At 72.2% G+C, this 26,168-nt stretch carries 22 protein-coding genes, 1 tRNA gene and 1 pseudogene; 16 read left to right on the top strand and 8 right to left on the bottom strand.

The features are described from left to right. The first annotated feature begins 434 nt into the window (after positions 1 to 434). The 4 genes from ACFWPT_RS12755 (at position 435) to der (ending at position 5,336) form a co-directional block, all read left to right on the top strand. The gene (locus ACFWPT_RS12755; RefSeq protein WP_380371739.1) at positions 435 to 1,520 is read left to right on the top strand and encodes a prephenate dehydrogenase; all 1,086 of its coding nucleotides are present in this window, start codon (positions 435 to 437) and stop codon (positions 1,518 to 1,520) included. A 106-nt stretch (positions 1,521 to 1,626) separates the two neighbouring features. Continuing rightward, positions 1,627 to 2,721 (top strand): DUF4419 domain-containing protein, encoded by a 1,095-nt coding sequence (locus tag ACFWPT_RS12750; RefSeq protein ID WP_380481607.1) that lies wholly within the window; start codon positions 1,627 to 1,629, stop codon positions 2,719 to 2,721. Positions 2,722 to 2,936: 215 nt separating this feature from the next. After that, positions 2,937 to 3,650 (top strand): (d)CMP kinase, encoded by a 714-nt coding sequence (gene cmk / locus ACFWPT_RS12745; protein WP_380371734.1) that lies wholly within the window; start codon positions 2,937 to 2,939, stop codon positions 3,648 to 3,650. A 231-nt stretch (positions 3,651 to 3,881) separates the two neighbouring features. Then, on the top strand, positions 3,882 to 5,336 hold the full coding sequence (gene der / locus ACFWPT_RS12740; RefSeq protein WP_063349663.1) for a ribosome biogenesis GTPase Der: 1,455 nt from the start codon (positions 3,882 to 3,884) through the stop codon (positions 5,334 to 5,336). Between the two features lie 136 nt (positions 5,337 to 5,472). On the opposite strand, the gene ACFWPT_RS12735 is transcribed toward der, so the two are convergent. Next, entirely contained in the window at positions 5,473 to 6,237 is a 765-nt protein-coding gene (locus ACFWPT_RS12735) for a hypothetical protein (RefSeq protein ID WP_380481605.1), read from the bottom strand. A 288-nt stretch (positions 6,238 to 6,525) separates the two neighbouring features. Continuing rightward, a complete protein-coding gene (locus ACFWPT_RS12730; protein ID WP_380481622.1) occupies positions 6,526 to 7,359 on the bottom strand; it encodes a hypothetical protein in 834 nt (277 codons plus the stop codon). A 604-nt stretch (positions 7,360 to 7,963) separates the two neighbouring features. Between ACFWPT_RS12730 and ACFWPT_RS12725 the strand changes: the two genes are divergently transcribed. The 7 genes from ACFWPT_RS12725 (at position 7,964) to ACFWPT_RS12695 (ending at position 14,150) form a co-directional block, all read left to right on the top strand. Beyond that, positions 7,964 to 8,785, top strand: coding sequence for a transglycosylase family protein (locus tag ACFWPT_RS12725; protein WP_380481603.1), 822 nt, complete (start codon positions 7,964 to 7,966; stop codon positions 8,783 to 8,785). Between the two features lie 324 nt (positions 8,786 to 9,109). Next, positions 9,110 to 9,550, top strand: a complete 441-nt coding sequence (locus ACFWPT_RS12720; RefSeq protein ID WP_380481601.1) for a transglycosylase family protein — start codon at positions 9,110 to 9,112, stop codon at positions 9,548 to 9,550. Positions 9,551 to 9,620: 70 nt separating this feature from the next. Next, positions 9,621 to 10,328 carry an alpha-ketoglutarate-dependent dioxygenase AlkB gene (locus ACFWPT_RS12715; protein WP_380481620.1) on the top strand — a complete coding sequence of 236 codons (708 nt, stop codon included), beginning with the start codon at positions 9,621 to 9,623 and terminating at the stop codon, positions 10,326 to 10,328. Positions 10,329 to 10,548: 220 nt separating this feature from the next. Beyond that, positions 10,549 to 11,415, top strand: a complete 867-nt coding sequence (locus tag ACFWPT_RS12710; protein ID WP_063349667.1) for an acyl-CoA thioesterase II — start codon at positions 10,549 to 10,551, stop codon at positions 11,413 to 11,415. Positions 11,416 to 11,680: 265 nt separating this feature from the next. Continuing rightward, a complete protein-coding gene (locus ACFWPT_RS12705) occupies positions 11,681 to 12,472 on the top strand; it encodes a DUF1684 domain-containing protein (protein WP_380481599.1) in 792 nt (263 codons plus the stop codon). Between the two features lie 62 nt (positions 12,473 to 12,534). Continuing rightward, positions 12,535 to 13,920, top strand: a complete 1,386-nt coding sequence (locus ACFWPT_RS12700; RefSeq protein ID WP_380481597.1) for an MFS transporter — start codon at positions 12,535 to 12,537, stop codon at positions 13,918 to 13,920. A 156-nt stretch (positions 13,921 to 14,076) separates the two neighbouring features. Beyond that, positions 14,077 to 14,150: transfer RNA gene (locus ACFWPT_RS12695), tRNA-Pro, on the top strand. Between the two features lie 373 nt (positions 14,151 to 14,523). On the opposite strand, the gene ACFWPT_RS12690 is transcribed toward ACFWPT_RS12695, so the two are convergent. The 3 genes from ACFWPT_RS12690 to ACFWPT_RS12680 form a co-directional block, all read right to left on the bottom strand. Continuing rightward, a complete protein-coding gene (locus ACFWPT_RS12690) occupies positions 14,524 to 15,612 on the bottom strand; it encodes a tyrosine-type recombinase/integrase (RefSeq protein WP_380481595.1) in 1,089 nt (362 codons plus the stop codon). 406 nt (positions 15,613 to 16,018) lie between these two features. Beyond that, on the bottom strand, positions 16,019 to 17,167 hold the full coding sequence (locus tag ACFWPT_RS12685) for a hypothetical protein (protein ID WP_380481593.1): 1,149 nt from the start codon (positions 17,165 to 17,167) through the stop codon (positions 16,019 to 16,021). Positions 17,168 to 17,395: 228 nt separating this feature from the next. Further along, the gene (locus ACFWPT_RS12680) at positions 17,396 to 18,622 is read right to left on the bottom strand and encodes a glycosyltransferase (RefSeq protein ID WP_380371711.1); all 1,227 of its coding nucleotides are present in this window, start codon (positions 18,620 to 18,622) and stop codon (positions 17,396 to 17,398) included. 283 nt (positions 18,623 to 18,905) lie between these two features. On the opposite strand from ACFWPT_RS12680, the gene ACFWPT_RS12675 reads away from it, so the two are divergent. From ACFWPT_RS12675 to ACFWPT_RS12660, 4 genes are all read left to right on the top strand, one after another. Continuing rightward, a complete protein-coding gene (locus tag ACFWPT_RS12675; RefSeq protein WP_380371708.1) occupies positions 18,906 to 20,036 on the top strand; it encodes a glycosyltransferase in 1,131 nt (376 codons plus the stop codon). Between the two features lie 25 nt (positions 20,037 to 20,061). Continuing rightward, on the top strand, positions 20,062 to 20,853 hold the full coding sequence (locus ACFWPT_RS12670; RefSeq protein WP_380424872.1) for a glycosyltransferase: 792 nt from the start codon (positions 20,062 to 20,064) through the stop codon (positions 20,851 to 20,853). Continuing rightward, positions 20,853 to 21,620, top strand: coding sequence for a glycosyltransferase (locus tag ACFWPT_RS12665; protein ID WP_380371702.1), 768 nt, complete (start codon positions 20,853 to 20,855; stop codon positions 21,618 to 21,620). Before ACFWPT_RS12670 ends, ACFWPT_RS12665 begins: the two co-directional genes overlap by 1 nt. Positions 21,621 to 22,294: 674 nt before the next feature. Next, positions 22,295 to 23,506, top strand: a complete 1,212-nt coding sequence (locus tag ACFWPT_RS12660; protein WP_380481591.1) for a S8 family serine peptidase — start codon at positions 22,295 to 22,297, stop codon at positions 23,504 to 23,506. A gap of 95 nt (positions 23,507 to 23,601) precedes the next feature. Here the strand turns inward: ACFWPT_RS12660 and ACFWPT_RS12655 are convergent, their stop codons facing one another. After that, the gene (locus tag ACFWPT_RS12655; RefSeq protein WP_380481589.1) at positions 23,602 to 24,516 is read right to left on the bottom strand and encodes a 2OG-Fe(II) oxygenase family protein; all 915 of its coding nucleotides are present in this window, start codon (positions 24,514 to 24,516) and stop codon (positions 23,602 to 23,604) included. 191 nt (positions 24,517 to 24,707) lie between these two features. Then, a pseudogene (locus tag ACFWPT_RS12650) lies at positions 24,708 to 25,397 on the bottom strand (lipase family protein); the annotation flags it as partial. On the opposite strand from ACFWPT_RS12650, the gene ACFWPT_RS12645 reads away from it, so the two are divergent. Continuing rightward, a complete protein-coding gene (locus tag ACFWPT_RS12645; protein ID WP_380371694.1) occupies positions 25,311 to 25,613 on the top strand; it encodes a hypothetical protein in 303 nt (100 codons plus the stop codon). The pseudogene ACFWPT_RS12650 and the gene ACFWPT_RS12645 overlap by 87 nt on opposite strands. 35 nt (positions 25,614 to 25,648) lie before the next feature. Here the strand turns inward: ACFWPT_RS12645 and ACFWPT_RS12640 are convergent, their stop codons facing one another. After that, positions 25,649 to 26,146, bottom strand: coding sequence for a DUF6000 family protein (locus tag ACFWPT_RS12640; RefSeq protein ID WP_380371692.1), 498 nt, complete (start codon positions 26,144 to 26,146; stop codon positions 25,649 to 25,651). Positions 26,147 to 26,168 lie beyond the last annotated feature (22 nt).

The following is a 26,168-nucleotide window of genomic DNA, read 5'->3' as shown; positions in this document are numbered from 1 at the left end:
CCTTCGTTCGCGTGCCGTGTTCCGCGTGTCGCCCGCGCCGTGCCCGGGCGGCCAGTCTGCCCCGCTTCGGTGCGGGCGTCGCCGGATTTCGCGGGGTGCGGCGTGTGTGCCCGTTGGCGGGTCTGGCGGGTCTGGCGCGTTCGTGGTGCCTGTGGTGCCCGCCGTGCCCACCGTGCGTCCGCATGGTGTGGGACGGGGGCGGGGCCGCCGTGGTTGCCCAACGGGTGGGCGGTGGGGGCGTGGGTGGGGCGGATGCGAGAGGATGGGGCGCGGGTGCTCCCGGCCCGTGCCGGGGCGCCGACCGGACCGAGAACCGCGAAGTCCCGCGAGGCCGGGTGGCCCGGGAAGTCCCGCGAGGCCGGGCCGCCCGGGAGACCCGGAACGCGAAGCCCAGAACGCGAAGCCCGAGAATTCGAGAAGGAGCGCGACCCGCCATGCGCACTGCCGTCGTCGTCGGTACCGGACTGATCGGCACCTCCGCCGCGCTCGCCCTGGCCGGCCGCGGGCTGACCGTCCATCTGGAGGACGCCGACCCGGACGCCGCCCGGACCGCCGCCTCCCTCGGCGCCGGCATCACCGAGCCGGCCGACGGCCCGGTCGACCTGGCGATCATCGCCGTGCCGCCCGCCCTCGTCGGCAAGGTGCTCGCCGACTGCCAGCGCCGCAACCTGGCCCGCTGGTACACCGACGTCGCCAGCGTCAAGGCCGGCCCGTGCATCGAGGTCGCCGCGCTCGGCTGCGACACCGTCCACTACATCGGCAGCCACCCGATGGCCGGCCGCGAGCGCTCCGGCCCGCTGGCCGCCCGCGCCGACCTGTTCGAGGGCCGCCCCTGGGTGCTCACCCCCACCGACGACACCGACACGGAGACGCTCAACGCCGCCCTGGAACTGGTCGCGCTCTGCGGTGCGATGCCGATCGTGATGGACGCGGCCGCGCACGACCGGGCCGTCGCCCTGGTCTCGCACGCCCCGCAGCTGGTGTCCTCGCTGGTCGCCGCCCGGCTGGAGCACGCCGACGAGACCGCCATAAGGCTCTCCGGGCAGGGCGTCCGGGACGTCACCAGGATCGCCGCCTCCAACCCCGGCATGTGGGTCGACATCCTCTCCGCCAACGCCGGCGCGGTCGCCGACATCCTGGAGGAGGTCGCCTCCGACCTCGGGGAGACCGTCACCGCGCTGCGCGCCCTGGACGCCCCCGAGGAGGGCGAGCGCCGGGCGGGCGCGGCCGGGATCGAGGCGGTCATGCGGCGCGGCAACACCGGCCAGGCCCGCATCCCCGGCAAGCACGGCGCGCCGCCCACCCGGTACGAGACGGTGGCCGTGGTGCTCGGTGACCAGCCCGGCGAGCTGGGCCGGCTGTTCGGCGAGGTCGGCGCGGCCGGGGTCAACATCGAGGACGTCGTCATCGAGCACTCGACCGGCCAGCAGGTGGGCTTCGTCCAGCTGTCGGTGGCGCCGGGGGCGGTCAAGCCGCTCACGGTGGCGCTGCGGGCGAGCGGGTGGAGCGTCCGGGACTGATCGGGCTGCGGGGGCCGGTCGGCTTCCGGGACTTCGGGTGAGGGGTTCGGCCGAGCGGTTCGGTTGAGGGCTTCGGGTGAGGGGTTCGGTTGAGGGGGGAGCAGGGGTGATCATCGAGTTGCCGCTGGGCGAGACCCGGCACGGGTCCTACGGCCGGCCGGTGGACCTGGGGAACGAGCGGTTCCTGCGGGCGGTGGTGGGTGGGGACTTCCGGATCCACCACCGCAGCGTCGAAGCGCTGGTCGAACTGCCCCGGCCGACGCCGCCGGACCCGGAGCCCGCCGAGCCGGAGCCGACCTGCAGCCTGCTGGTGCGGGCGGTCCACGCCGCGTTCGCGGAGCACCTGCCGCTCAGCCTGTCGCCGGACGTGCTCTGGTACGCGGTGGTGCACGAGGTGGCCGTGCACGCGCGGATGTACGCGCCGAGGTACCGGGCGCTGTTCGGCGGCGCCGAGGGGCGCCGGGAAGCGATCGTGGTCCGCCACGACACCCTGGCGGCGCCCGGGCCGGACTGGTCGCGGTCGATCCGGCTGGTGCGGGAGCCGCTGGCGGCGGCGGTCGGGGCCGAGCTGGTGGAGCTGTTCCAGCCGGCGTTCTCGACGACCACGCCCGACGACGCCTCCTGCGCGCTGGTGGCGCTGATGGACGTGGTCAGCCCCTACTACGCCTTCCGCTGGGAGACCCGCTGCGGCATCCCGCGGATCCGGCTGGAGGGCACGGCCGAGGACTGGGCGCTGCTGGTGGCGCGGGTCGCCGGGCTGGCGGAGCGCTTCGACTGGCTGGCGCCGTGGTTCGCCGAACTGCGCCCGGTGCTCGACGAGATCGCGGCGACCGCGGCGGGCGGGGCGGTCGACGACGAGTTCTGGCGCTCGCTCTTCAAGTGGCGGTCGATGTCCGGCGGCCCACGGGTGACCGGCTGGCTCACCGCCTTCCTCGCGCACACCCAGACCCCCGACGGGCCACGGCTGCGCCAGTCCTTCGGCTGGCGGGAGGCGGACGCCAACCCGTACCACCGGGACTCCTTCGCGGTGAACGACTTCCCCTCGCACGTCTCCAAGGTGCCGTTCGTCTGGGACCTCCTCGGCCGCGAGATCCCGATGGCCTTCACCGCCGGCATCCTCGGCATCGAGTGGGACGGGGAGTACCTGCGGCCCCGGCTGGGCAACGCCGTCCTGCAGGTCCTGGGCCCCGACCAGGGCTGATACCGGGCCTGGAGCCGGGGCTGAAGCCCGGGGCTGATATCGGCGCCGGTACCGGGGCTGATCCCGGGGCCGAGGGGGGCTGGCAGGGGGCTGGTACTGGGCTGATCGGGTGGCGGAGTGGGTAGGGCGGCGGTCCATTAACCTTGAGGGAGACAATCCCCTGCCGTCTGCCTCCCCAGGCCCCGGCTTTCACGCCCAGAGAGAGGTTCGGCCCCGTGGACACTGCCGACCGAGCGCACGCCCCGGTCGTCGTCGCGATCGACGGACCCTCCGGTTCGGGCAAGTCGACCGTCTCGCGGGCGGTGGCGGCCCGGCTGGGCCTGAGCTTCCTGGACACCGGCGCCATGTACCGGGCGATGACCTGGTGGATGCTGGCCAACGACGTCGACGTGGCCGACCCGGAGGCGGTGGCCGTCGCGTGCGGCAAGCCGGTGATCGTGTCGGGCACGGACGCGGACGGTCCCACCATCACGGTGGACGGCCAGGACGTCTCCGGACCGATCCGCGGCCCCGAGGTGACGGCGCAGGTCAGCGCCGTTTCCGCGGTGCCGGCGGTGCGGTCCCGGCTGGTGGAGCTGCAGCGCGGCTGCGCCGAGGTCGCCGAGCGCGGCATCGTCGCCGAGGGCCGGGACATGGGGACGGTGGTGTTCCCGAACGCCACCGCCAAGGTGTTCCTGACCGCCTCCGAGCAGGCCCGGGCCGAGCGCCGGGCGGCCGAGCTGCGCGCCAAGGGCGTCGACGAGGCGACCATCACCGCGATGGCCGCCGACCTCGCCCGCCGGGACGCCGCCGACTCCTCCCGGAAGACGGCCCCGCTGGCCCAGGCCGCGGACGCCGTCCTGGTGGACACCAGCGAGCTCACCCTGGAGCAGGTGATCGACCGGATCGCCGCGCTGGTGGAGGAGCGGGCCGGGATGTCGTCGGTCTGAATGGACGGACCGGTCTGAAGAACTGACCGGTCTGGACGGCCACAATGGTCTGAACGGCCGGAACGACCGAAATGGTCTGAACAACCGGAACGACCGGAATGGTCGGAACGGCCGAATGAGCTGCGGTGCCGCCGAGGTGCCGCGGAGACAACCATCGCGCTGCCCCGAGCGGGGCAGGTACGCACGGCGCGCCCCTGGGAAGGGCCGCGCCGGGAAACGGAACAGACGAACATGACCGCAGAGCACTCCGACACCGGCCACGGTGGACTGGACGCCGCCGACTACGCCGAGTTCATGGCCATCGCCGCCGAGGAAGGCTTCGACGTCGACGGCGTGGACGGCTTCGACGGCGCCGAGCACGTACCGCTGCCGGTGCTGGCCATCGTCGGCCGCCCGAACGTCGGCAAGTCGACCCTGGTGAACCGCATCATCGGCCGCCGCGAGGCCGTCGTCGAGGACAAGCCGGGCGTCACCCGCGACCGGGTCACCTACGAGGCCAGCTGGAACGGCCGCCGCTTCAAGGTCGTCGACACCGGCGGCTGGGAGATCGACGTCCTCGGCCTCGACGCGATGGTGGCCGCGCAGGCCGAGCTCGGCATCGAGCAGGCCGACGCGGTGCTGTTCGTGGTCGACGCCACCGTCGGCGCCACCGACACCGACGAAGCCCTGATCAAGCTCATCCGCCGGGCCGGCAAGCCGACCGTGCTGTGCGCCAACAAGGTCGACGGCCCCTCCACCGAGGCCGAGGCCGCCTACCTGTGGTCGCTGGGCCTGGGCGAGCCGCACCCCGTCTCCGCGCTGCACGGCCGCGGCTCGGGCGACCTGCTCGACGCCGTCATGGACGCGCTGCCCGAGGCCCCGCCGCAGACCTTCGGCGACGCCGCCCCCGGCGGCCCGCGTCGCATCGCGCTGATCGGCCGCCCGAACGTCGGCAAGTCCAGCCTGCTGAACAAGGTCGCCGGCGAGGAGCGGGTGGTCGTCAACGAGCTGGCCGGCACCACCCGCGACCCGGTCGACGAGATGATCGAACTCGCTGGCAAGACCTGGAAGTTCGTCGACACCGCCGGCATCCGCCGCCGGGTCCACCTGACCGCCGGCGCCGACTTCTACGCCTCGCTGCGCACCTCCTCCGCGCTGGAGAAGGCCGAGGTCGCGGTCGTCCTGGTCGACGCCAGCGAGACCCTCGCCGAGCAGGACACCCGGATCATCTCGATGGCCGTCGAGGCCGGGCGCGCCGTCGTCATCGCCTACAACAAGTGGGACCAGATGGACGAGGAGCGCCGCTTCTACCTGGAGCGCGAGATCGAGCGCGACCTCGTCCAGGTGCAGTGGGCCCCCCGGGTCAACGTCTCGGCCAAGACCGGCCGGCACATGGAGAGGCTCGTCCCGGCGATCGAGACCGCGCTGGAGGGCTGGGAGACCCGCATCCCGACCGCGCGGCTGAACGCCTTCCTCGGCGAGCTGGTGGCCGCCCACCCGCACCCGATCCGCGGTGGCAAGCAGCCGCGCGTCCTGTTCGGCACCCAGGCGGGCATCCGTCCGCCGCGGTTCGTGCTGTTCGCCTCGGGCTTCCTGGAGGCCGGTTACCGGCGCTTCATCGAGCGCCGGCTGCGTGAGGAGTTCGGCTTCGTCGGGACGCCGATCTCGATCTCGGTGCGGGTCCGGGAGAAGCGCAAGCGGAAGTAGGACGTCGTGATCCACCGGCAGTAGTCGGTGGGTGCCGGCAGTAGGTGTGGGCGAGGGCCCCGTCACGGTGGTGGCGGGGCCCTCGTCGTGTGTGCGGGGTCGTGCGGGTCGTGTGAGTGGTGCGCAGGCGGGCGGTTCAGTGGTGGTCGCCGTTGCGGCCCGGGGGGAGGGAGAGCATCTGGCGGTGGCGTCCGCCGGTGGGCGCGGCGGTGGCGACGCCGGTGGCGGTGCCCATCGCCGGGGCGGGGGCCGGGGGCGGCGCGGGCATCGAGTGCGGGATCGGGCCGAGGTAGCCGGCGGCCACCCAGCCCTGGCCGTTGGTGAACTGGGGCGGCGGGGGCGGGGTGTGCTGAGGGGCGGTGGCCGCCGGGGCGGCCTGGCCGAAGCCGTCGCTGGTCGGGGCGGCGGGCTCGGAGTGGGGGTGCGGCTGAGGCTGAGGGGCGCTGTGGCCGGTGTGGCCCATCGCGCTGTGGTGGGTGTGGCCGGTGGTGCTGTGGTGGGTTTGGCCGGTGTGGCCAGTGTGGCTGGTGGCGCCGTGGCCGGAGTGGCCGGTGGCGTGCCCTGCGGAGTGGCCGTGCTGCTGGCTCGGCATGAACTGCGGCAGGCCGGGCGGCTGCCCCCCGTAGCTGTGGAAGGCCTGGTGCTGGGGCGGGTACGGGCGCGGTTCGCCGAGCACCGGGTAGCCGTCGCGGACCGCGAAGCCGGTGAACTTCAGGTCCTCCTCGCCCGAGCGGTCGCCCGGGAGCGCGCGGAACAGCCGCCGGTACTCGGAGTACAGCTCGTCGTAGATCGGCGTCGTCGAGTGCGGGTGCTCCGCGTCGTACGACGGGCGCATGCCGGGGATCGAGCGGGGGGCGGTGGTGGACCGGCCGGGGGACGCGGAGACGTCGTAGCTGTACACACAGGGGCCAACGAGTGAGGGGTCACGGGGATGCGGGGTGCCGGGGACCGGCCGGAAGGCGGCTTGTGCTGAGGGAGAGGCCGCCTTCCGGCGGGTGCTCCGGCGGGTGCTCCGGCGGGTGCGGAGCCGGGGTGCGGAGCCCGGGCGTGGAGCCCGGGTGCCGACGGGTCGGGGCGCGGTTGGGGCTGGGTGCTGAGGGGGCGGGGGCGGGCGCGCGCCTGGGTCGGGCGCGCGGCTGGGGCTGGGTGCCGACAGGGCGGGTGTCGGCGGGCCCGGGTGCCGAGGGGCTCAGGTGCCGGCGAGGGGGAGGGAGGCGGCGACCACCTGGCCCAGTGCCACCGCCCGCTCCAGCGCCTGGCGGAGCAGGTCCTCGCGCGGCTGACGGCCCACCATCCCGGCCGGGACGGCGTACATGGTGACCTCGGAGAGCTGACTCGCGGCCATCCGCCAGGCATCGGTGACCTGGAGCGGCTGGTGCGCCTGCCACCAGCCGGTGCTGCCGCCGGCGGCAGCGGGCTGCAGGATCGCGTGCAGCTTGCCCATCGCCACCAGGACCGACCAGCCGCCCAGTTGGTCCGGGGTCTCGTCGAGGTCGGTGATGGCCTGGAAGCCGGCGTCCTGGAGCAGGTCGAGGAACTCGTCCTCGCCCGAGGTGCTGCCGGGGCGCCCGACCGGGCCGGTCGGCTCGACGACCAGCGAGGCGTGCCCGACCTTGCCGTGCAGCACCAGCCCGCAGGTGATGCCGAGGATGGCGGCCTGGCCCGGTGCGCTGGGCTGGGCGGTGGGGACGGTCGCCGGGGTCGGCGCGGGAATGGGCACCAGCGGGTGCGCGGGCGCGGCCGGGGCGCCGGTCTGGGCCTGGCTGATGCTGCGGACGGCGCCGACCAACTGCTCCTCGGCCACCGGCACCACCTGGGACGGGATGCAGCGGGCGTGGGCGAAGGCGAGTACGGCGGTCTCCTCGCCGACGAACAGGACGGTGCTGGTGGGCTCCGCGTGGGTGTCGCCGGAGGTGCGGCAGGAGGTGCATTCGTAGCTGTCGGGTGCGCGGTCGCCGCCGAGGAGGCGGTCCGCCTCGTCGTCGCCGATCTCGGACCGGACCTCGTCGCTGACGTCGAGCATGCGCGGCACGGGTTCTCCTCTGGTGGGTGCGGTTGGCGGTCGGGGGCGGATACGGGGAGGTCGCCATGACCAACGGGCCCTTGTGTCAGGCGTCACGGGTGGTCGACGAGGCTGACGGGAATTGCCTCTGATCCGACCGCGCCGCGTGTTCTCGTGGTCGCAATGTGTCGATGTCGGTGGCAGGCCTGCCGGAATGAAACCGTGAGGTGAGTCACGCCACCGTGATGTTTGATCTACGAATCGACGGCTAAAACGGGCATTTCGGGCAGAATTGTGCGGGTACTACCGCCGGTAACCCTTGGCTGAGCTGGGCAGACCGGTGGAGTTTTGGTTTCCCCGCCGACCGGCTCGTAGCTTCATTGGCGGCGCAACGAGCGCCACCCGGGTTCACCCCCGACGCACCGCCCCTCCGGCTCCCCGCCGGATGCGGCAGGTGCCCGCCGACGCGATCGCTCGAAAAGGTCGCCGGTGAGCGGCTGGGTGGCCGGGGCGGCAAGCGGCACGTCCGACACGTGCACGGTCGCCCGACGGACGCGGCAAGTGAACGCGGCCCTCTCCAGGGCCTGGTTCCGCATGCCCGCCCGGGGCTTTCGAGAGGAACCCCATGACCTTCCGTCACGAGACCGCCGCTGCCACCACCTCCACGGCCACCAAGCGCAACCGCGTCCGGATGGCTGTCGTGGCGGGCGCCGCTGTCGCGGCCCTGCCGGTGGCCGGCCTCGTCACGGCCACCTCGGCCTCCGCCGCCTCCGTCTCCACCTGGGACTCCGTCGCCCAGTGCGAGAGCGGCGGCAACTGGGCCATCAACACCGGCAACGGTTTCTACGGCGGACTGCAGTTCACCTCCAGCACCTGGGCCGCCTTCGGCGGCACCGCCTACGCCTCGCAGGCCAACCAGGCCACCAAGGCGCAGCAGATCGCCGTCGCCGAGAAGGTCCTCGCCTCGCAGGGCCCGGGCGCCTGGCCCGTGTGCTCCGTCAAGGCCGGCCTGACCAAGGGCGGCACCCCGGCCGCCGTCGACACCTCGGCCGGTTCGACCACCGGCTCGACTGCCGGTTCGACCGCCGCCAAGCCGGCTGCCCCGGCCGCCAAGCCGGCGCAGACCCAGGCCCCGAAGGCCGCCGCTGCGCCGAAGGCCGATGTCGCGCCGAAGGCCGCTGCTCCGAAGGCCGCCGCTGCGCCGAAGGCTGACGTCGCGCCGAAGGCCGCGCCGAAGAACGACGCCGCCAAGGGCGCCAAGGGCTGGACCGGCTCGAACGACGCCAAGCCGGCCAAGGGCGACAGCTACACCGTCAAGTCCGGTGACACCCTGAGCTCGATCGCCGCCGCGCAGGGCCTGGACTGGCACGACCTGTACAAGAACAACGCCAAGGTCATCGGTGGCAACCCCGACCTGATCCTCCCGGGCCAGACCCTGAGCGTCTGAGCACCTGAGCACCTGGGCCTCTGAGCAACTGAGTGTCTGAGCGTTTGACACCGGCTCTCCGGGGTCTGCCGCCTGATGTCGGCTGTCCGACGTCCCCGGCCTGAGGTCGGTTCAGCGGGCCTCCCGGCCCCGGCGGTGTGCTGACACCACGGCCGCTTCTCCGCTGCGCGGGGGAGCGGCCGTTGGCGTTTCCGGTGCTTCCGGTGTTCCCGGCGTTTCTGGTGTGTTCGGCGCGTTCGGAGTGTCGTTGGGGAGGGCCGTGAGGAGACCGGCCTAGGGTCGGCTGCTGTGCCGCTTCCCTGTGACGAGCGTATGTGCCGGGTCGTGCTTCGACTGGGCGTCGCCGTGGTGCTGCTGGCGGGGGCGGCGGCGATCCCCTGGGAGCGGGCCGGTGCGGCGGCCCGGGTCGCGGACGTCGTGTGGGACGGCCTCGCCGAGTGCGAGAGCGGCGGCGACTGGCAGGCCGACACCGGCAACGGCTACTACGGCGGCCTGCAGATCTGGCCGCCCACCTGGGAGGTCGCCGGCGGCTTGCGCTTCGCCGACCGGCCGGACCACGCGAGCCGCCGGGAGCAGACGACCGTCGGCGAGGAGATCCTCCGACGGCAGGGCTGGGAGGCGTGGCCGGACTGCGCGCGGGAGCTGGGGCTGATCGGCGGATCGCCGACCCCCAGTGGCGGTCCGGGCTCCGGTGGCGGTCCGACCTCCGGCGGCAGCCCGACCCCCGGTAGCGGTCCGGGCTCCCGAGGCCGGCCGGGTTCCTGAGGCCGGCTGGGCTTCGGCCGTGGCGGTGCGGGAGGATGGTGGGGTGATCCAGGGCGAACTGTTCGGTGACCTGCCCGGTGCCGTCCCGGGCGGCCGGTCGGGGTCCGCTGCCGCACGCGGGCGCGCCGAGCCCGCCCCCGGTGCCGTCCTCCTCCCCGGCTGGCTGGACGCCGATGCCCAACTGCGCCTGGTGGCCGCCTGCCGGGAGTGGGCCCGCCCACCGGCCGGCCTGCACGCCGTGCGGATGCCCACCGGCGGGATGATGTCCGTACGAATGGTCAGCCTCGGATGGCACTGGTATCCGTACGGTTACCGGAAGGACGCGGAGGACGGCACGCCCGTCAAGCCGTTCCCGCCCGAACTCGACCGCCTCGCCCGCCGGGCCGTCGCCGACGCCTACGGGACGGACGCCCGTCAGATCGCCGGCGCCGCGTCGTACGAACCCGACATCGCGATCGTCAACCACTACCCGCACGGCGCGAAGATGGGCCTCCACCAGGACCGCGACGAGCGGACCGACGCGCCCGTGGTCTCACTCTCGCTCGGCGACGCCTGTGTGTTCCGGCTCGGGAACACCGAGACCCGGACCCGCCCGTGGACCGACCTGGAACTGCGCAGCGGTGACCTGCTGGTGTTCGGCGGCCCGGCCCGGTTCGCGTACCACGGTGTGGTGCGCACGCTGCCCGGCACGGCGGATCCGGCGCTGGGTCTGGTCGGCCGGCTCAACATCACCGTGCGGCAGTCGGGGCTGGCGGCGGGAGAGGCGGGGGAGGCCTGAGTCCGGGTGGGCGTTCGTCCGTCCGCCTGGTGACCGCTCTTCCGCTCTTCCCCTACTGCTCGCTTACTCGTTCGAGTGAATCGGCTCCTTCGGCCCGGTGAGCGGGAATGACCCCGGTCGCCGGAGAATTCCAGTGGGTTGGAGAATTCGATCAGGACGGGCGCCGGAGCCGGGCGGAAGACCTCCGCCGGGGCCGTGGGCCTGGAGAGGAAGCGCACGCATGGGTACCCCCGTCGACGACCTTGTCGACCTGCTCGACCTGGAGCAGATCGAACTGAACATCTTCCGCGGGCGCAGCCCCGAGGAGGCGCTGCAGCGGACGTTCGGCGGCCAGGTCGCCGGGCAGGCGCTGGTCGCGGCCGGGCGCACGGTGGACGGCGACCGCCCGGTCCACTCGCTGCACGCCTACTTCCTGCGCCCCGGGGTGCCCGGCGTGCCGATCGTCTACCAGGTCGACCGGATCCGCGACGGCCGCTCCTTCACCACGCGCCGGGTGCTCGCCATCCAGGGCGGCCGGTCGATCTTCGCCCTCACCGCCGACTTCCACCGCCCCGAAGAGGGCGGCATCGAGCACCAGCACCCCATACCGGACGTCCCCGCGCCCGAGGACCTGCCCAGCGCGCTGGAGGAGGTCGGTTCCCGGCTCGGCGAACTCCCCCCGTTCATCAGCCGCCGCCAGCCCTTCGACATCCGCTACGTCGACCGGCTGCGCTGGACGAAGGAGGAGCTGGCCGGGGTCGAGGCGCGCAGCGGAGTCTGGCTGCGGACGGACGGCCCGCTGCCGGACGACCCGCTGATCCACGTCTGTGCCCTCACCTACGCCAGCGACATGACGCTGCTCGACGCCGTCCGCGCCCCCGTCGAGCCGCTCTGGGGCACCCGGCACTTCGACATGGCCTCGCTCGACCACGCGATGTGGTTCCACCGCCCGTTCCGTACGGACGACTGGCTGCTGTACCAGCAGGAGTCCCCGATCGCCCACGGCGGGCGCGGCCTCGCGCGCGGGCAGATCTTCGACCGGAGCGGGCGGCTGGTGGTGTCGGTGGTGCAGGAGGGGCTGTTCCGGCCGCTGGGCGCCGGCAGCTGACGGGGTGGGCGCGTGGGCGAGTGGGCGCGTCGGGTGCTGGGTGCCGGCGGCAGGGTGTCGGCGGCCGGGTGTCGGCCGAGCGGGCCGGCCGTCGTCCTGGCGGGCGTCGTGTCCGTGGTGTTGCCGTCGTGACGCCATGTTGCCGCCCTGTGGCGGTTCCGGCAGGCGGGAATGATCCGTCCGGGTGCGCGGCGTTGTGGTGGGTGACCGAGGTGGACGGCCCGAACAGCGGGCCGCCCGAGGACCGAAGTGGGAGGGTGTACCGATGACGGCTACGGCCGCGGAGGACTGGAAGCGCTGGAGCGATGGCCGGGCGGCGTCGGTGAGCTCGCCACACGGCCAGCTCGCACTCACCGGCACGCACTGGTTGGAGCCCGGACCCGTCGAGATCGTCGGCCTGCCCGGGAGCTGGTGGGCCGACGCCGAGGGCGTCCGGGTCCGGGCGGCGGCCGCGGACGGCATCACCGTCGGCGGCGCCGACGGGCCGGTCGACGGCGAAGCGCTGCTCCGTCCCGACACCGATCCGGCCGCCGACACCGCCACCCTCGGCGACCTCCTGCTCGTCCCGATCGAGCGCGAGGGCGAGCTCGCCCTGCGGGTCTTCGATCCGGCCTCGCCGCGCCGGACGGCCTTCGCGGGCATCTCCGCCTACCCGTACTCGCCGGAGTGGGCCGTCCCCGCCGTCTTCACCCCGTTCGAGGAGGACGGCGCCCAGTCCGTGCTCGTCCCCAATGCGGACGGCAAGGAGCGCCCGCTCGCCGTCACCGGGCAGATCGCCTTCACCGTCGCCGGCGAGCACCGCGAGCTGACCGTCAGCCGCTCCGGCGACCGCCTCACCGGCGTCATCGCGGACGCGACCAGCGGCATCGGCACCTACCGCTTCCGCTTCATCACCCTCCCCGCCCCGGACGCGGACGGCCGCACCGTCCTCGACCTCAACCGGGCCTACCTGCCGCCGTGCGCCTTCGCCGACCACTTCATCTGCCCGTTCCCGCCGCCGGGCAACCGGCTCGACTTCGCGGTGGAGGCAGGGGAGAAGCAGGTCCTGACCAGGTAGGACGGGCCGCTGTCCGGCCCCGGTGCGGGGAGCGGGGAGGCCGGGGCGGACCATGGAGGGTTGTGTCGACCAATCATCCTGCCAATCCCGCCCCGGCGTCCGATCCCGCTCCGACGCCTGCCCCTGTCCCGACGTCCGATGCCGCCCCTGCCGCTGCTCCGGCGGAGGAGCCACCCTCCGACGTCTCCGCTCCGTCGGCCGGAACCGAGACCCTCCCCTGGTACAGGCGGGCCTTCGCCGACCTCAGCCCACTGCGCGACCACCCCGACTACCGCCGGGTCTGGTTCGGGCAGGCGGTCTCCTCCATAGGCCAGCAGATGACGGCCGTCGCCGTCTCCGTCCAGGTCTACGACGAGACCGGCTCCGCCTTCGCGACCGGCCTGGTCGGCCTCTTCTCCTTCTTCCCGATCGTCGCCTTCGGCCTGTACGGCGGCGCGATCGCCGACACCGTCGACCGGCGCAAGCTCGGCCTGATCGGTTCGGCCGGGCTCGCCGCAGTCTCCGCCGTCCTCGCCGTGCAGGCACTGGCCGGCCTCGGCCAGGTCGCCGTCCTCTACGCCGCCGTCGCCGCCCAGGCCGGCTTCTTCGCCCTCAGCTCGCCCGCCCGCTCCGCGATGATCCCCCGGCTGGTCCCCAGCCACCAGCTCCCCGCGGCGAACGCGCTGAACACCGTCAGCATGAACCTCGGCCTCACCGTCGGACCCATGCTCGGCGGCGTCCTCATCGGCGCCTACGGCACCCAAGCCGCCTACCTGGTCGACACCGTCGCCTTCGCCGGCACCCTCTACGCGATGTGGCGCCTGCCCGCCATGCGCCCGCTCGGCGACCGCAAGGGCCGCGCCTCCGTCCTCGACGGCCTCCGCTTCCTGCGCGAGCAGCCCAACCTGCGCACCAGCTTCCTCGCCGACCTGGCCGCGATGATCTTCGGCATGCCGCGCGCCCTCTTCCCCGCCATCGCGGTCACCTTCTACGGCGGCGACGCCCGCACCGTCGGCCTCCTGGTCGCCGCCCCCGCCGTCGGCGCCCTCACCGGCGCCCTCTTCTCCGGCTGGGTCGGCCGCATCCACCGCCAGGGCGCCGCCGTCCTCGTCGCCGTCGCCGCCTGGGGCCTCGCCATCGCCGCCTTCGGCGCGCTCCACAACCTCTGGCTCGGCCTCCTCCTGCTCGCGGTCGCCGGCTGCGCCGACACCGTCAGCATGATCTTCCGCAACACGATGATGCAGGTCGCCGCCCCCGACGAGATGCGCGGACGCCTCCAGGGCATCTTCATCGTCGTCGTCGCCGGCGGCCCCCGCCTCGGCGACTTCGAGTCCGGCGCCGTCGCCGCCCTCACCAACCCCGCCACCTCCGTGATCACCGGCGGCCTCGCCTGCGTCGCCGCCGTCGTCCTCCTCGCCGCCCGCCGCCCCGCCTTCCTCGCCTACGACGCCCGCCACCCCACCCCCTGACCCGCCCCGACCTGCCCAGACCCACCCACCCCCCAACCCGGCAGCGAGCACCCCTCCACGTGCTGTATTGTTTTCCACGTCGCCGGGACAACCGGAGACAAGGTCGAGAAGCCCACAGCAGAGCCCCCCAGGCCCCGCTACCGGGCACCGAGACCACGGGACGTGGCGCAGCTTGGTAGCGCACTTGACTGGGGGTCAAGGGGTCGCAGGTTCAAATCCTGTCGTCCCGACCGGCGTTTTCGCAGGTCGGAGGTCGTTCCTACCGCATGGTAGGGGCGGCCTTTTTGTTTTGGTGGTCGCAGTGTGGTCGTGAACGCTCGTTCACGTCGCCTCGGGGGGTGTTTTCGGCGTATCGCCGCATTCCTGCATGCCCGTTGTGCGCCTTTTGTTCGCTCGACTGTAGTGACTGAGCGTGTTCATCGGGCGATTGAGACCTTGTCCGTCGTTGAAGCGGGCGTGGTTCCGAATTGGGCATGGCTGTGGGGCCCGTGGCACCAGTTGTTGTGACGGGCCGTGTGGCTGGGTGTGTGTCAGTTACAGATCGTGATGCCGGGCAGTTCGAGTGGCATCGGTGGGCCTTCGGTGGCTTCGGTCGTGCAGGTGTCAGGCTGCGTGGCTGAACAGCGGGTTCGGCGCGGGGCTGTTCTGGGCGATGGCGTCGGTGCCGGCTCGGGAGCGGGCTTCGACGAGGCGGAGTCTGGCTTCGATGGTGTGGACGGCGGCCATGGCGACGTCCCAGGTCAGGTGGCTGTAGATGTTCGCGGTGGTGGAGAGTGTGGAGTGCCGCAGCGTCTTGGAGATGACGGCCATGGAGACGTTGCCCTCCAGGGCGAGGGTGGCGGCGAGGTGGCGCAGGTCGTGGATGGTGACGTGGGGCAGTCCGGCCTGCTTGCGCAGTTCGTGGAATCGCCGGCGGACCGCCGCGGGGTGGAGGGGCTTGCCGTCGGCGTCCTGGAAGACGTGGTCGTTGTCGGTGGAGGTGTTCCTGGCGATGGCGCGTTGGAGGGCTGTGGCGACGCGCTCGGACAGGGGTACCCAGTTGCGGCTCTTCTTCGTCTTGGGCGCGGTCAGGACGAGTTCGTGGTTGTCGATCGCGGAGAGCGTGTGGCGGATGAACATGACGCGGTCGTCGATCCGTACGCACGCGCGCTGGAGGCCGAGTGCCTCGCCCTTGCGCAGGCCGGTGCCGATGATCACCTCGATGACATCGGCGAAGGCGGGGTCCTCCTCGCGGCAGTGGGCGAGGAAGGCGACGGCCTGCTCGGCGCTCCAGGGGACGCGTTCGTCCGCGCGGGGTCTGCGGATCGGCATGGGCTGGGCGGCGTTGAACGGGAGCCGGTGGGTGCGCACGGCAGTCCCCAGGGCGCTGGAGAGGGTGGCGAGGCAGTGGTAGACGGCCTGGCGTCCGCGGCCGGCTTCGAGCTGCTGGTGGGCGTAGGCGGCGATGTGGTCGTGGGCGAGTTCCTCCAGGCGTATCTCTCCGAAGACGGGGATGAGTTCGCCGTGTACGTAGGTGCGGTAGCGGGCGTAGGTGGTGGGCTTGAGCAGGAACTCCATGCTCTTGAGCCACCGGGTGAGGTAGGCGGCCACCGTCTCGTGCGGGTCGGCGTCGAACCCCAGCCGGCGGCCTTCGAGGAAGCGCCGCAACGCGCCCTCCGCCGTCCACGCGTCCTCGAACCCTCCCCGGCGCACGGTGCGCCGCCGTCCGCTGAGGGAGGGGATGTCGACGGCGAACGTCCACGTACCGTGCCCCTCCTCGGCAAGACCCGGGCACCCGGCCCCGAGCTGGCGCCGATCCGTGTCACGGCACCCGCACCGGCGGTAGACCCGTCCACGTCCACGTCGTCCTGAACTGCGCACTTCCTCGGCCTCCCGTAGTCCCGGTTCCTTGATCAGCCGTGGAGGCTACAGGTCGCACGTGCGGGTGGCCGGGTGCGACCACCATGCGATCACCAATGCAGAACCAGACCTGTGACCTGCGTACTCTCGGTGAGAGCCCCCACCTGAACATGTGACTTGTGGTTCTCCCTTGGCCGGCGGCGAAGGGAGAAGCGGCCGGTCGCCGGTCGGTGGCGTGTCCCGCCCGTGGGGCCGCAGGTCAGATGAGGCGGTCGTGGTGGTGGGCGGCGGTTTCGCGGACGAGCTGGGCGAAGCGTTCACGGCTGCGCCTCTGGTGTTCCTCGGCCTGGTCGTCGTCCCAGTCCTCGGCGTCGCCGAGGTCTTCGTCCGTGTCGAGGTCCTCGTATTCGCTGTGGAGGAGCCAGCAGGCGTGGATGCCGGTGAGGAGGTCTTCGAGGAGGTCGCGGGCGGGGCGCTTGGGGTCGAGCGGGGTGAGGCGCAGGGCGATGTCGGCGAGGTCGGGTTCGTCCTCGCCGGTGTATTCGGCGACGGTCTCTTCCAGGTCGTCGAGTTGTTCGCGCAGGGCGGTGGGGTCGGGGAGCAGGCCGTCGGTGATGTGCATGGCGTGGCGGACGAGGCCGGTGACGGCATCGTGCGGGGTGGCACCGTCCTCGATGAGGCCGAGGACGAGGGTGGGGGTCTCGTGGGGGAGTGCCTCGATGTTGTCGGCCTCCAGGACGACCTGGGTGGAGTCGTGTCCCGAGGTCTCGGCGGCGACCTCGGCCGCGGCGGCGAGCCAGTGGGCGGCCGCCACGGCGGCCGCGGTGGGGTCGATGGTGGAGAAGAGCTCGGTGGGGCCCAAGGGGTCCTGCTCCAGGAGGCGGTCGGCGGCGGCGACCTGGACGGGGGAGGCGTCCTCGCGGCTGAGGAGGACGGCTTGCTGTGCGCGGCCGGTGAGGTCGCCGAGCTCCGCGCTCTCGACGGCGGCGAGTTCGGCGGTTGCCTCGGCGAGCACGGCCGCGGTGAGGTCCGGGTCGTCGAGGTCGTGCAGGGCGCGTCCGACGCGGTTCGCGGACTCCAGCAGGCGGCTGTAGGAGATCATCATCGTGCCGCCGCTGGGGAGGGGCGGTTTGGTGATCGCGTCGGCGACCTCGGCGAAGGTCTTGCGTTCCTCCTCGCGGCGCCAGCCCTCGCTGTTGGGCCCCAGGGAACCGGCGGTGCTGGCGGGGTGGGTGTAGGTGTGCCAGGCGGCGTCGGACAGTTGGGTGAGGGAGCGGGCCAGGCTCAGGAGCGTACTGGTGGCCGTGTCGGTGGGGAGGCCGGCGACGTGGGTGGCGAGGTCGCCCTCGCCCGTTCCCCACGCAGCGATGAGCTCACGCCGGTCGGGGTCGATGCTGTGCCGGGTCACGGATTCGTACCTCCAGGACTGTCGCGGCGCCACAACGCACCGGCGTGGCCCATTCTTGCCGCCCGGCAGGGTGGGCAGACACGAGAGCGGGTCGGTGTGTTGCGGAGGCGGCAGGGCGGCGTGAAGTTTGCCGTCTCGATGGTCCGGTCAACGGCCAGCCGACCCGGGGGTGCACCGGTTCACCCGCACGGGCGAACAACCCGCCGCTCGGGCCCTGCTGGTGCCCCGTCAAGGAACAGGATTCGGGCCCTCGGCCGGCTGCGGGCCGACCTCACGTGGAGCGGACGGCTTCGACGTCGGGGCCGTCGCCCCGGTAGGTTCCCGGCGGGTGAGCCACGCCTGGCGTCGCATGGTGAGCAGGCCGAGGAGGTCGAGGTTCTTCAGGGCGAGGTCGATGGCGAGCTGGGCAGGCACGTGCCACCGCGGAAGGGCCCGCCGGCGAACGAACCTACGTGCCGCGCGGGCCCGGTGCTGGACACACCAGCCCGCGGCGATCGCCGGCACGAGCACATGCCCGTTGACGGCCAGCACGACGAGGTAGGCCTCGCACAGCCAGAACCCGCTGCGGGCGATGACGTCGGCAAGGGTGCCGAAGGCCAGGTAGGGGTGACGCCAGACCCAGCCCGTGACCAGGGCGGTGAGTCTCACCCGCCAGAAGTTGCGGGCGTTCCTCAGTCGCTGGCCGAGGAATTCCCGGCCGGTTCCCGGATACCGTGACCGCACCGTGGCGTTGCCCTGGAAGACGGTGCGGTAGCCGGCGCGCAGCGTCAGCTCGGTGAGCCGGGTGTCGTCCCCGACGACGCACCGGCGGCCGAGGAAGGTCTCGTCGACGAAGGCGTCGGCGGCCTCCACGAGTACGGATCGCCGGTAGACCGCGGTGCGTCCGATGAGGCACATCTGGGCCCGGCCCGCGACCGTGAACGCGGGGAGCCGGCCCTCCCCCTTGAAGCGGTCCCCCGCGAACTCCCAGATGCTGTGGGGGTCGAGGGCGCTCTGGGAAGTCGCCACGCCGCCCACCTCGGGGTCGGTGAACGGGGCGCGGACCGAGGCAGCCACGCCGGGCGCCCAGACGACGTCGGAGTCGACCAGTGCGACCAGGTCGGCGGACACGACCTGCCACCCCTGCCGCAGCGCCTCCCGCTTGTCCGCCCGGTCGGTGGTCAGGACGCGGACGGGACAGCGGCGTGCCACGTCGAGGCAGGCGAGGTCGTCCTGGTGGATGACGCAGACGATCTCGGACACGTCGTCGGCCAGCCACGATTCCAGCGCCCGCCGGAAGAGCACTGGATCCTCGCGGTAGACGGGCGAGACGACGGCGAGTGGCTGGTGGCACGGGGCCGTGACGGGCCGGTAGCGGCGGCCCACCCGCCGGTGGACCAGGTGCACGGCCCTGCTGAAGCCGGCGAGGGCGGCGAACGGCACGCCGGCCAGGAGGTGCGGTACGAGCGATGGCACAGAACGGTCCTCCGGCGCCCCGGCCGTGACGACGGCCGGCCGTGATCAGTTGGCCTACTCCGCCGTCAACGGTGCCCGTTCTCCGCGGGGTTCAACGCACTGTCGGTCCTCATGGCCGGATCTCGTCGACGGAACGGCCAGTAACCTTTGAACAACTGAGAGTCATGGGTCGGCGGCCGAACTTTCTGCCATGCTGGCGGCCATGGTCGGCATCTCATCCTCGCCCGGGCCGGAAGCGGACGGTGTTCCCGGGCCACGGGAACCGCGAGCGGCAGCCCGTATCGTGCTTCACGCCATCAACGGCATCGGAGCCGGTCACCTGGCCCGCCAGACCGCGCTGGCCCGGCATCTGCGGGCGGGGCAAACCGGGCTGGACCCGGTCATCCTCGGTTCCGGCCCCGCCGTGGACGAGGTCTGTGGCGAAGTACCGGTGATCGAGGTGCCGTCGATGGGAAGGGCAGGGCGGTACCGCAGCGAACCGGCCCATCCCGACATGCTGACCGCCATCACGGCGATGACGCACGCGGCACTGGCGGGCCTGCGACCCCGGGTGGTCGTCCACGACACCCTGGTGTGGCCGACGGTCGAACGGGCGGCGGCGCTGCTCGGCGCCCGCCAGGCGATCTGTCTGCGACCGCGCCGGGACCTCGCCGACTACCTGGCCCGACCGGACTGCCCGCTGCCGCGGATGGACCTCGTCTTCGTTCCCGACGACCCGGCCGCGCACCCGGAGTTCAGGGACCGGCTCGAAGCGGCCGGAATCGACGCGATCTGGACGGGACCGGTCTTCCGGACCGCAGCAGCCGATCCGGCGGAGACCCGGGAGAAGCTGGGCGTCTCCTCCGAGGAGCGGATGGTGGTGGTGATGTCCGGCGGGGGGCGCGGCAACGGGGCCGAGGCGCGCGAGCACTTCGATCTCGCTCTGGCCGCGCTGTCCCGGGTCACCGAACCGGGGCTGTCGGTCATGCTGGTGCTCGGGCCGATGTTCCGCCCCTGGGTGAAGATCCCCGTGGAATTCCCGCACCGCCTCACCGTGCTGCGCGGAGCACGGAACCTGCCGGACATCCTGTCCGCGGCGGACGTGGTGATCTGCCGCGGTGGCTACGGCTCGTTGCACGAGGCCACGGCGGGAGGCGCCAGGGTTCTCGCCAATCCCGCCCAACGGAACTTCGACGACCAGCGGGGCCGGATCGAACAGTTCGCCGCCCACCACGCCTGCGAGCTGGTGCGGAGCACTGCGCCGGAGGACCTGGCGGAGCAGATCGGCCGGGCGCTCAAGGCCGGCCCGGTCCGGGACCTGCCGACCCGCCCCCGCACCGAGTCGCTCGACCAGGTAGGAGAGCGCCTGCTGGATCTCGCCCTCCAGGACGGGGCCGTTCCCCGGGGCCTGGCCGAACAGTTCATGTACCGCTGAGCCGCAGGACGCATCAGGAGGCACGATGCCGGAATCCACGGGAAGGCTCTCCTACTGCACGACGTGCAAGAACCGCCTCTGGCAGCTGCGCGAGACCCTCCCCGACAACCTGCGGCGCGTCGCCGAGGACGGGAACAGCGAGATCGTTCTCGTCAACTACCACTCCGACGACGAACTCGACACCTGGGTACGCCAGTTCCAGCCCCACATCGACAACGGCACACTGCGCTACCTCCACCAGCGCACCGAACCCCACTTCCACGCCTCCAAAGCCAAGAACCTCGCCCACCTCGCCGCCACCGGCACCCACCTCGTCAACCTCGACGCCGACAACCACATCGGCGACACCATCCCCACCTGGCGCACCCACTGGACGGCGGACCCGGACCTGCTGATCCACGGTTTCAGCCCCGACAGGAACCGCCCGAAACGCTCCGCCGAAGAGGCGGCGCGGCTGCGCCCGGACAGCGGCAACGGAACCTACGGACGGATCGGACTGCCACGCACCCGGTTCCTCGCGCTCGGCGGGTACGACGAGCAGCTCCTGCCGTCGGCCCACGAGGACCGGGACCTGATGGACCGGGCCGAAGCCGCCGGTCTGCCCACCGTTCGCCGCCCGCAGCCGGGGAGCGCCGCGATCCGCAACAGCCACCGGGAGACCATGCGGTACTCCGGGATCGCCCTGGAGTGGTGGGACGCGAGGAACCTGAACAAGCAGAGGTCGGAGGAGAACCTCCGCCTCGGCAGACTCATCGCCAACCCCGGCCGGTCCCCGGTGAAGGTGCTGCTGAACTTCACCGAGGAGGCCGCGTTCTGATGCCGGTCACCTCGTCCCCGCCGGGGCGGCTCTCCTACTGCACGACGTGCAAGAACCGCCTCTGGCAGCTGCGCGAGACCCTCCCCGACAACCTGCGGCGCGTCGCCGAGGACGGGAACAGCGAGATCGTCCTCGTCAACTACCACTCCGACGACGAACTCGACACCTGGGTACGCCAGTTCCAGCCCCACATCGACAACGGCACACTGCGCTACCTCCACCAGCGCACCGAACCCCACTTCCACGCCTCCAAAGCCAAGAACCTCGCCCACCTCGCCGCCACCGGCACCCACCTCGTCAACCTCGACGCCGACAACCACATCGGCGACACCATCCCCACCTGGCGCACCCACTGGACGGCGGACCCGGACCTGCTGATCTGGGGCTTCAGTCCCAACCCCGACGGCAGACCGGACGGCGGCAACGGGTCGTACGGCCGCATCGGACTGCCCCGCGCGCATTTCGACGCACTCGGCGGGTACGACGAGCGGCTGCTTCCGATGGGCTGCCAGGACCTCGACCTGATGGACCGGGCCAAGGCCCGCGGAATGCGCGTCGTCCGAGCGCCCCAGCAGGCTCCGTTCGCCATTCGCAACACGGATGCCGACAAGGTCCGGCATACCGGAAGTCCACTGAGCTGGCACGACATGTGGCAGCAGAACCTCCGCCGGACCGAGGAGAACCTGCGCTCCGGCCGGCTCACGGTGAACCACGACCGCACGCCCGCCGCGGTCCTGCTCAACTTCACCCAGTGGGTGGAAGTCTGACCCGGGCGCGTCCCGCGTATCCGGCCGTCGGCAGCACCGGGGGCGGGGACTTCTGGGTCCAGGAGCGGGGCTTGTAGAAAACCTTGCCGAAAACCCTGACGCAGGGCTTCGGGCAGATTGAACAAACGCCCTGGTCAGGCGGTGGGCTGGCGCTCCGGGCGACACCTGGAGAAGGGTGGCGACCGTGTCCGCAGAGGGACAGCCGACTGACCGATGGCAGACTAGCGGATCGGACCGCCGGGATCTCCTCTGATCCGGGCAGGGCCATGGACCGAATGTTCGGTGCGTCCTGGACCTGCACCTATGTCGGCTTGCTCGGAGGCAGCCGGCCCTTCAGGCTCGACCATCCCCGGAACGCCCGCCGCCCAAGATATCCGTTCTGGGCGGATTGCCCGTACTCCACCGTTCCTCGGTCCTGACACCCGGGAGAAGGCACCCGTCAGTGCAGAGCCGCCCGTCACGGGCACTTCGCAGAAGTCCGGCGGAACGGACCCTCGCAGCAGCCGAGGCACCGTCCGGGGAGGGACTCATCGCACTTCGCTTCGGAGCCTGCCCCGTGCGGGTTGTCCGCTTCCCGTGCCCGGCAGGTCGGCACGGATGCGGACTGCGCACCGGCGATGATCCGGGTGTCCCGGGGCCGCTGGGCCCGGCGATCCGACCGATCGGAGTAGTCCGTGCACCTGTCCCTGCGCCGGGCGTCAGCGGCTCTACTGCTGGCCCTCATGCCCGTCATCACCCCCGCCTCGCACGCCGCCGCCGAGCCACCTGCTGCTGTGGTCGTGGAACACTCCGCCAGGGCCGTGCCCGGGCAGTACATCGTCACCCTCAAGCACGGCCGCGCCCCCGGCGAGGTCCTGCGGGCGCTCGGTATCACCCCGAGGTTCACCTACACCGACGCGCTGAACGGCTTCGCCGCCACCCTCGACCCGCTCCTGCTACGGGCCGTGCGCACCAGCCCCGCCGTCGAGGCCGTCGAGGAGAACACCGCCATCAGCGTCCCCGAACCCGCCCCCGAATCCGCCGTCCAGCCCGAGGGCCGGGCCGGCCGCGCCACCCGGGCACCGGCCGCCACCTGGGGCCTGGACCGGATCGACCAGAGATTCCTGCCCCTGGACGGCGAGTTCACCACCCGCGGCCACGGCGCCGGCGCGACCGCCTACATCCTCGACACCGGCATCGACTACGGCCACCCGGAGTTCGGCGGCCGGGCCGTTTTCGGTTTCGACGCCGTCGGCGACGGCAGGAACGGCCTGGACTGCCACGGCCACGGCACCCACGTCGCCGGCACCGTCGCCGGCCGCACCTACGGCGTCGCCCCGCAGGCGAGCCTGGTCGCGGTGCGCGTCCTGGACTGCACCGGCAACGGCGACAAGGCCCAGACGATCGCCGGCCTGGACTGGGTCGCCCACAACGCCCAACGCCCCGCCGTCCTCAACGCCTCCATCGGCGAGGAACGCTCCCGGGCCCTCAACGACGCCGCAACCGCCCTCTTCGACAAGGGCGTCCTGCCCGTCGTCTCCGCCGGCAACGACGCCGCCGACGCGTGCACCGCCTCCCCCGCCTCCGCCGACCGGGTCGTCACCGTCGCCGCCACCAACCGGCAGGACCAGGAGAGCGGCTTCTCCAACTGGGGCCCCTGCGTCACCCTCCACGCCCCCGGCCAGTCCACCGAGTCCGCCGGACTCGGCGGCGGCAGCACCACCCTCAGCGGCACCTCCATGGCCGCACCCCACGTCACCGGCGCCGCCGCCCTCTACACCGCGCAGCACCCGAACGCGGACCCTGCCGAGACCGCAGCCTTCCTCAAGCGCACCGCCACCGCCGGCGTCCTGACCGACGTGCGCGAGGGCACCCCCAACCTGCTCCTGTTCACCGACGGCCTGTAGCACCGCCCCCGTCCCGACGGCACGGCGTGCTCTCCGGGTCTCGGCCCGGGTCTGCCGATCCGCTCCGGCACTCCTGCCCAGCTTCACCGGCAAGGTCACCTGCCGAGGATCGACCTCAGCACGGCCAGGTACTCGGGGCCGGTGTTGAACGGTGCGAACACGGGTGGATCGGTCGGACCGGTGAGCGCGTCCAGTGGCCGGACCACGACTGCGTAGTCCGGCCGGTGCTTGTACTGGATCGACATCCGGTCGCGGCGCACCGCGCGGACCCGGTGCGGTGCCGCCCGGTGCCGTCCGTTCGACCATCGCTGCACGTAGTCGCCGAGGAAGAGGAACAGGGCGCCGGGAACGGTGGGGACCTCCAGCCACCGGCCGTCGCGGTCCCGGACCTCCAGGCCCGGTTCGTCCTGGTCCAGGACGGTCAGCAGGGACAGGTCGGTGTGCGGCGACATCGCGTGGCCGGCCGTGGAGCCGATGGCGGCGGGGCGGCTCGCGCCGTAGTGGTTGAGGCCCAGGCGGTGCAGCGGGCCGCCCGCCAGGTAGGGCGTGAACGAGTTCTCCTCCAGGCCCAGGTCCAGGGCGCAGGTGGCGAGGATCCCGTCGCCCAGGTGGGTCAAGTGCCGTAAGAGTTCAAGGGACTTCGGGAAGTGCTCGTGATAGAGGTCCACCGCGGCGGGCAGGGGGAGTTCGTCGGTGGTGTTGCCGACCCGGTACTGCTCGCACGCCTCGGTACCGGCGTGGGTGCGGCTTCGCTCCCTGCCGAGCCTGCGATACCCAAGGAACTGGGACTGCTCGGTGGCGTCGTAGCGGCTCTTCTCCGTCAGGGGCAGCCGGTAGAAGCGCCGGGTCTCCGCGTAGACGTCCCCGATCAGGTCGGCGGGGATGCCGTGGCCGTGGACGAAGAAGAACCCCTTGAGCCGGCAGTGGCCGCCGATGTCGGCAGCGAGCGCCGCGCGGTCTTTCGGGGTCCAGCCGGCCGCGTGCCCCGGCAGCTGTACGTGCGGTATCACCCGTGTCCTCCCGTGCCGTCGCCGATCGCAGTGCGCCGAGCCGCCTCCCCGGCCGCCTGAGGACCGCGAGGCAGGTCCTGGGCCGGACGCCCGAGCCGCGGTGTCATCGTGGGAGGCGTCGCAGTATCCGCACAACCCCGCGGGATCGGGTTCCGGCCAGCAGGAGGGCGCCGCAGTGCGCGGGGGCTTGGTCAGGTGAGGATCTTCTCGAGGGCGGTGAGGTAGTTGGTGATGAAGTGGTCGCGCACCCCCTCGCCGGTGGGGGTGAAGGCAGCGGTGGTCAGGCCCTTGGTGCGGTTGGCCAGGCTCGGGAGGAGGCCGGTGCTTTCGTGGATCCGTCCGGCGGCGTCGATGTGGCGCAGGGTGCCGGTGTGGGTGAAGGCCGGCTCCGGGGGCAGTTGGGGGACGACGTCGTTGTTGTTGACGAAGCGGTAGGCGCGGTTGGTGAAGGCCTTGTCGTAGGCGGCGGCCAGGAGGCGGTCGCAGGTGCGGGGTTGGCCGAAGGTGATGACGCCGTCGGCCAGGAGGCGCGGGTCCTCCAGGTGGAGGCGGGCGGCGGCGAGCACGGCCAGGGCGCCGCCGAGGCTGTGGCCGGTGAACCAGAGGGTCTGTCCGTCGGTGCGCAGTTCGGCGATGGTCTCCCGGACGGCGGGGAAGACGGTGTCGAGTGCCTCGGCGAAGCCGTAGTGGACGTAACCGGTGCGGGCGGGGCCGCGCCACGGCGGGGTGGTGGCGTCGGTGAGCCAGTCGCGGAGCTGTGCGGGTTCGGTGCCGCGGAACGCGGTGACGATCATGTGCTCGCCGGCCATGGTGTAGGCCTGGGTGTCCTGGAGCGGGAAGGGCGGGGTGAAGGCCGTCCGGTGGTGGCGGACGGTCTCAAACTCGCCGATCTCAACATCCGCGACAATCTTATCGACCGCATCGCCGAGGCCAAGCGGGAAGGCTGGCTCGGCGAAGTCGAAGGCCTCGAAACCAGCCTCGCCGGCGCCAACGACAAGCTCGTCCAGATGGACGCCGCCACAGCCCGCGCGGCTTCGGCGGTCGATCTCGGGATGCCCACCTTCAACCAGATCGCGGGACGCGCCACCGACAGCTGACGGCCGACACCGTTCTCCGCGTCATGAGCGACAGGTCAAGCGTCCCAAGGCCCGCACCATGCGTCGATCGCTGCTCGGGAGCTGTCCGCCCACGCGGTCGCGGTCCCGCGCGTATGCGGAAGCGCACCGACCCACCGTTCCCAGAGGCCGTCCGGAGCAACGAATCGCGCGGAGTGACTTGTGCCCAGCTGGGAATCCAGCCTCATGAGAGCTCCAAGGGCGGGTCCCTGGTCATACCGGCATTCCAACTGCGGAAGATACCGGTCTAAATAGGACACAAGGATGTCCGCATCATCTTGGCTGCCGAACCGGGCGAGCGCAAGGCAGTAACCCTGACCTGCATAGGTGAGTTCACTGGCCAGCAGAAGGCCGCCGATGCGTTCACGCCACTCAACCCGCCGAGCCACGCCGACCAACCACGCAGCGGTCAGTCGGGAACGCCATTCATACGCAAGGAGCGCTCTGATCTCCTGGTCGCTCAGCTTGTTCTTTATGCTCCGACCTCGAACGATGGCTCGAACGGGATCGCTCATCCGGGTGTTCACCGGACGTGGG

The sequence above is a fragment of the Kitasatospora sp. NPDC058478 genome (genome assembly GCF_042720345.1).
Lineage (GTDB): Bacteria > Actinomycetota > Actinomycetes > Streptomycetales > Streptomycetaceae > Kitasatospora.
The sequence above is the reverse complement of the archived record's forward strand: the minus strand, read 5'-3'. Positions and strand labels throughout refer to the sequence as shown.